This is a genomic window from Modestobacter sp. SYSU DS0511, assembly GCF_054050755.1.
Map to the genome: position 1 here is coordinate 1 of NZ_JBJGZY010000070.1, position 5051 is coordinate 5051.

Consider the following 5051-nt stretch of genomic DNA (forward strand, 5'->3'; position numbering starts at 1 on the left):
GCCCGCCCCCCAGCCACCCACCCAGTCACCCCAGGAGGAGACGGCATGAGCCGCACCGACACCCTGAAGCACTACGGCGAGACCCTCGTCGACACCGGCCGCACCGGCCTGCTGGCCGCGCTCGGCGCCGGCGACGTCGCCGTCGACCGGGCCCGCACCGTCGTCGGCCAGTTCCGCTCGGGCACCGAGGCGCTGCCCGGCGAGGCCCAGGTGCAGGCCGACCTGGCCGGCAAGGAGGCCCGCACCCGGGCCGAGCAGGCCCGCGCCCGTGCCGCTCAGGCCGCCGCCGAGGCCCGCGTCCGCGCCGCGCAGGCCCGCGAGCAGGCTGCCGCGGCGGCCCAGCAGGCCCGCGTCGCCGCCGCCCAGGCCCGCACCGCGGCGGTCGACGCCGCCGCGACGGTGCGGCCGGACACCGTCCTCGGCACGGTCACCGGGCTGGTCGACACCGCCCGCACCCAGGCGCTGACCACGATCGGCGAGCTCGCCGACCGGGGTGCGACGCTCGTCGGCCCGACGTTCCAGCGGTTCGCCGGGCGGGCCGAGCAGGCCGTCGACACGGTCGAGGGCGCCGTCGCCGACGCCGCCGGCACCGCGCAGGAGACGGTCGACGCCGCGTCGAACGAGGTGACCTCGGTCGCGCAGAAGACCGCGGCCCGCGCCGACGACGCGCTCGACACCGTCACCGACGAGACCGCCGAGGCCGCCGCGGCGACGAAGCGGCGGGTCCGGGACGGCGCCGGGAAGCCCGCGAAGAAGACCACCGCCCGGAAGGCTCCTGCGAAGAAGGCCAGCGCGGAGAAGGCCGACACGTCGAACGGCACCGCGGCGGAGAGCACCACCCCGGTGCCCGACCCGCTCGCCGTCCCGGCCAAGAGCGACGACGCCGGCTGAGCGCGCCGCTCCGGCAGCCCCACGCCGCCCCGGCGCCCGCGATCGACGCGGGCGCCGGGGCGGCGCCGTCTCACCCGGGAGGGGCAGGAGGCCGCCGCGGCGTGGGTCGACCCACCGGAGGCGCCTCCGGGACGCCTATCCTCTGCGGCATGGGCTTCGACGGGTTCGTCTACGAGCTGGTCCGTCTGGGCACGCTGGCGCTCGCGCTGTGGGCCTTCGTCGACGCGATCATCCGCCCGACGGCGGCCTTCGTGGCGGCCGGCAAGCTGACCAAGCCCGGCTGGATGGCGATCACCGGCATCTCCGCGCTGGCGCTGTGGTGGATGGGGCCGCTGAGCCTCTTCGGGCTGCCCGCGGTGATCGCGGCCGTCGTGTACCTGGTCGACGTCCGCCCCGCGGTGCGCGGGCTGCGGCGGGGCGGCAACGACACCAGCTGGTGAACCGGCGGGTCAGTAACCGCGGTCGGACGGCATGACGACCCACAGCGCCAGGTAGGCGATGAACTGCGGGCCCGGCAGCACGCAGCTGACGACGAACGCCAGCCGCAGACCGTTGCGGGACAGGCCGAACCGCCGGGCCAGGCCGGCGCACACCCCCGCGATCACCTTGTGCCGGGAGTCGCGGGTCAGGCGGCGGGATGCAGGAGCTGTCATGCACCGACCCTAGGGGCCCCGGCGCGACCTGTGCAGCCCCTCGTCCGCGGCCGGACGCCTCAGCCGAAGACGCCGGCCGGTGGCTGCGGCGACGGCTGCGCGTCGGCGTCGGTGACCGGCGCCTGCTGCCCGACGAAGGTCCGCAGCAGGTCACCGGTGACCAGCCGGGCGGGCATCGGGTCGGCCAGGCAGCGGCGGGTCAGCTCGGCCACCGGCAGCTCGGCGTCGGAGGCGACCGCGACCAGGTTGCCGAACCGCCGGCCCTTGAACGTGCTCGGCTCGGCGACCAGGGCCAGGTGCCCGAACACCGCGGCCAGCGTCGCGCCCTCGGTCCGGGCGAAGCGCAGCGGTGGGCCGTCGGAGACGTTCCACGCCGTCGTGCCGCCCAGGCGGAGCACCCGGGCGACGTCGGTGGCGAACTCCACCGTGGTCAGGTGCGCCGGGGTGCGGGCGCCGGCGAAGACGTCGACCAGCACCAGGTCGGCGCTGGCGTCCGGCAGCGCGGCCAGGCCGGCCCGCGCGTCGATCGCCCGCACCCGGACCCGCGCGCCCCGGGGCAGCGGCAGCCGGGTGCGGACCAGGTCGGTGAGCCGCTCGTCGAGCTCCATCACCCGCTGCGCGGAGCCGGGCCGGGTCGCGGCCACGTACCGGGCCAGGGTCAGCGCCCCGCCACCCAGGTGGACGACGTCCAGCGGCTGCCCCGCCGGTGCGACCAGGTCGACGACGTGCCCCATCCGCCGGACGTACTCGAACTCCAGGTGGGTGGGGTCGCCGAGGTCGACGTGCGACTGCGGGACGCCGTCCAGGTGCAGCTCCCACGCGCCGTCCCGGTCGGCGTCGGCCAGCAGCTCCGCCGTCCCGCCGCCGACCTCCACCGGCCCGGGCAGGGCGGTGAGGGTGGGGCGGTCGTCCCGGGAGCGTCCCCGCCGGCTCACGTCGGCGCGACCGCGGACCAGCGGACGCTGACCTCGCCGTGCTTCCACCGCCGGGTCGGGCCGACCAGCGGCCAGCCGTCCTCGGCGAGCGTCTCCACCGCCGCGGCCCAGCGCTGCCGCGGGCCGAAGGCGGACAGCCCGGCCGCGGAGGCCCAGGCGGCGTCGAAGGCGGTGAGGAAGGCGTGCACCGGCTGGCCGGGCACGTTGTGGTGGATCAGCGCCTTGGGCAGCCGCTCGGCCAGGTCCGACGGGCGGTCGAGGTCGGACACCCGGGCGGCCAGGGTCAGGGTCAGCGGGCCGTCCTCGTCCAGCGCCACCCACGTCGCCCGCCGTCCCCACTCGTCGCAGGTGCCCTCGACCAGCAGCCCGCCGGGGGCCAGCGCGGCGCGCATGGTGCCCCACGCGCGGGCGGCGGACTCCTCGTCGTACTGGCGCAGCACGTTGAACGCGCGCACCAGCACCGGCTGCAGCCCGGCCAGCTCGAACCCGCCCACCCGGAAGTCGACCCGTGGTGGGTCGCGGTCGGCGGCGACCGCGGCCACCCGCTCCGGGTCGATCTCCAGGCCGACCACCTCCAGGCCGGGCACCTCCGGGGCCAGTCGTTCGGCCAGCTCCAGGGTGGTCACCGCCGAGGCGCCGTAGCCCAGGTCGACGACCAGCGGGCGGGCGGCGTCCCGCAACCGCGCGACCTGGGTGGCGACCAGCCAGCGGTCGACCCGGCGCAGCCGGTTGGCGTTGGTCGTGCCGCGGGTCGGCAGGCCGAGGGCACGGGCGCGGCCGGCGGCCAGCCTGGGCGCCTTCCGGACGGGCGGCAGCGACGCACGCTGGGTGTGGTCGCTCACGGTGGACGAGGTTAGCCGCGGGGCGCATTACGGTGGTCGGGTGCAGGTACGCCGCGACGCCCGCTTCGCGGAGCTGACCACCCTGGGGGTCGGGGGACCGATCCACCGGCTGGTCGAGGTCACCACGCGCGAGGAGCTGGTCTCCGCCGTCCGGGACGCCGACGACGCCGGCCGCCCGCTGCTGGTGCTCGGTGGCGGCTCCAACCTGATCGGCCCGGACGCCGGCTGGCCCGGTGACGTGGTGCTGGTCCGCAGCCGCGGGGTGACCCGGCGGGACGGCGCCGACGGCGTGGTCGAGCTGGAGGTCGAGGCGGGCGAGCCGTGGGACGACCTCGTCGCCGCCACCGTCGACCAGCAGCTGGCCGGGCTGGAGGCGCTGTCGGGGATCCCCGGCTCGACCGGCGCCACCCCGGTGCAGAACGTCGGCGCCTACGGCCAGGAGGTCGCCGCGCTGATCACCTCGGTGCGCACCTGGGACCGCGCGGCCCGTGCCGAGCGGGTGTTCGGCCCCGAGGAGTGCGGCTTCGCCTACCGGGACAGCCGGTTCAAGGCCCAGCCCGGTGCGCACGTCGTTCTCGCGGTGACCTTCGCGCTGCGGCCCTCGCCGCGGTCGGGGGCGGTCAGCTATGCCGAGCTGGCCCGGACCCTCGGCGTCGAGCTGGGGGAGACCGCGCCGCTGGCCGCCGTGCGCGAGGCCGTGCTCGGGCTGCGCCGCGGCAAGGGGATGGTCTGGGACCCGGCCGACCCCGACACCCGCAGCGCCGGGTCGTTCTTCACCAACCCGATCGTGCCGGTGGCCGCCGCGGTGCCGGGCTGCCCGAGCTGGCCGGCGGGGATCGGCGCCGACGGCGCGGAGCAGGTCAAGCTGTCGGCGGCCTGGCTGGTGCAGTCGGCCGGCTTCGGCAAGGGCACCCGCGACGGGCGGGTCGGCACCTCGCCGCGGCACAGCCTGGCGCTGACCACCGAGCCCGGCGCCACCTCCGCGGAGCTGATGGCCTTCGCCGGGCGGGTCGTCGACGCGGTGCGCGACCGGTTCGGCGTGACGCTGGTGCCCGAGCCGGTGCGCCCGTGAGCGTGCGCCCGGACGACGCCCGGCGGCTCGGAGGGCTCTACGAGACGCTGCGCGCGCCCGCGGTGCCGGCCGGGGGCGGCCCCGGGGCCATGCAGGCGTGGCTGGCCCGGGTCGAGGCCGACGGCGCGCTGGCCGGGCTGATCTCCCGGCTGCTGAACGGTGGCGACCTGCTCCGCGCCGACGTCGAGGCTGCCCAGGCGCTGACCGCCTCGGCCGGCACCTCCGCCGACCCGGCCCAGGTGGCCGCCGCCTACGAGCTGCTGCGCGACCACAGCGCCTGACCGTCGGCTCACCCGAGCAGGAGGGCGAGCCCCACCGCGAGTGCGGTCAGCACGGCGAGGGTGACGGCCAGCCACAGCAGCACGCGCAGCGCCCGCCGCCGGCCGCGCGGGTTGGTGACCCAGCCGCCGGTCAGCTCGCCCAGCTTCCCGACCGTGCCGGCCGGGGAGTACTGGTTCGTCTCACGACCGTCCCCGTGCATGCCGCGATGCTGCCCTCGGCGGCGTCGTCCGTCGACCCCTGGTGAGGGGCGTGGTGTGGGGGGGGGGGGGGGGGGGGGGGGGGGGGGGGGGGGGGGGGGGGGGGGGGGGGGGGGGGGGGGGGGGGGGGGGGGGGGGGGGGGGGGGGGGGGGGGGGGGGGGGGGGCGGGGGGGGGGGG

Annotated in this window: 8 protein-coding genes; 4 read left to right on the forward strand and 4 right to left on the reverse strand. The window is 78.0% G+C overall.

The features are described 5' to 3' along the window. Positions 1-45 precede the first annotated feature (45 nt). Both ACI783_RS19665 and ACI783_RS19670 read left to right on the forward strand, forming a co-directional pair. On the forward strand, positions 46-891 hold the full coding sequence (locus ACI783_RS19665) for a hypothetical protein (protein ID WP_457142014.1): 846 nt from the start codon (positions 46-48) through the stop codon (positions 889-891). Between the two features lie 149 nt (positions 892-1040). Continuing rightward, positions 1041-1331: a DUF2516 family protein gene (locus ACI783_RS19670; protein WP_457078781.1), complete on the forward strand. Its 291-nt coding sequence runs from the start codon at positions 1041-1043 to the stop codon at positions 1329-1331. 9 nt (positions 1332-1340) lie between these two features. Here the strand turns inward: ACI783_RS19670 and ACI783_RS19675 are convergent, their stop codons facing one another. Genes ACI783_RS19675 through ACI783_RS19685 form a run of 3 tightly spaced genes read right to left on the reverse strand, consistent with a single transcriptional unit; the run spans position 1341 to position 3321 of the window. Beyond that, positions 1341-1544: a PspC domain-containing protein gene (locus ACI783_RS19675; RefSeq protein WP_457142015.1), complete on the reverse strand. Its 204-nt coding sequence runs from the start codon at positions 1542-1544 to the stop codon at positions 1341-1343. A gap of 59 nt (positions 1545-1603) precedes the next feature. Then, positions 1604-2479: a spermidine synthase gene (locus tag ACI783_RS19680; RefSeq protein WP_457142016.1), complete on the reverse strand. Its 876-nt coding sequence runs from the start codon at positions 2477-2479 to the stop codon at positions 1604-1606. Next, complete coding sequence (locus tag ACI783_RS19685; RefSeq protein ID WP_457142017.1) at positions 2476-3321, reverse strand: class I SAM-dependent methyltransferase; 846 nt, start codon at positions 3319-3321, stop codon at positions 2476-2478. The genes ACI783_RS19680 and ACI783_RS19685 overlap by 4 nt, the downstream gene beginning before the upstream one ends. 40 nt (positions 3322-3361) lie before the next feature. Between ACI783_RS19685 and ACI783_RS19690 the strand changes: the two genes are divergently transcribed. Both ACI783_RS19690 and ACI783_RS19695 read left to right on the forward strand, forming a co-directional pair. After that, entirely contained in the window at positions 3362-4393 is a 1032-nt protein-coding gene (locus tag ACI783_RS19690) for a UDP-N-acetylmuramate dehydrogenase (protein ID WP_457142018.1), read from the forward strand. Then, entirely contained in the window at positions 4390-4674 is a 285-nt protein-coding gene (locus ACI783_RS19695) for a hypothetical protein (RefSeq protein WP_457142019.1), read from the forward strand. The genes ACI783_RS19690 and ACI783_RS19695 overlap by 4 nt, the downstream gene beginning before the upstream one ends. Positions 4675-4682: 8 nt before the next feature. On the opposite strand, the gene ACI783_RS19700 is transcribed toward ACI783_RS19695, so the two are convergent. Then, the gene (locus ACI783_RS19700; protein ID WP_457142020.1) at positions 4683-4874 is read right to left on the reverse strand and encodes a hypothetical protein; all 192 of its coding nucleotides are present in this window, start codon (positions 4872-4874) and stop codon (positions 4683-4685) included. Positions 4875-5051: the final 177 nt, after the last annotated feature.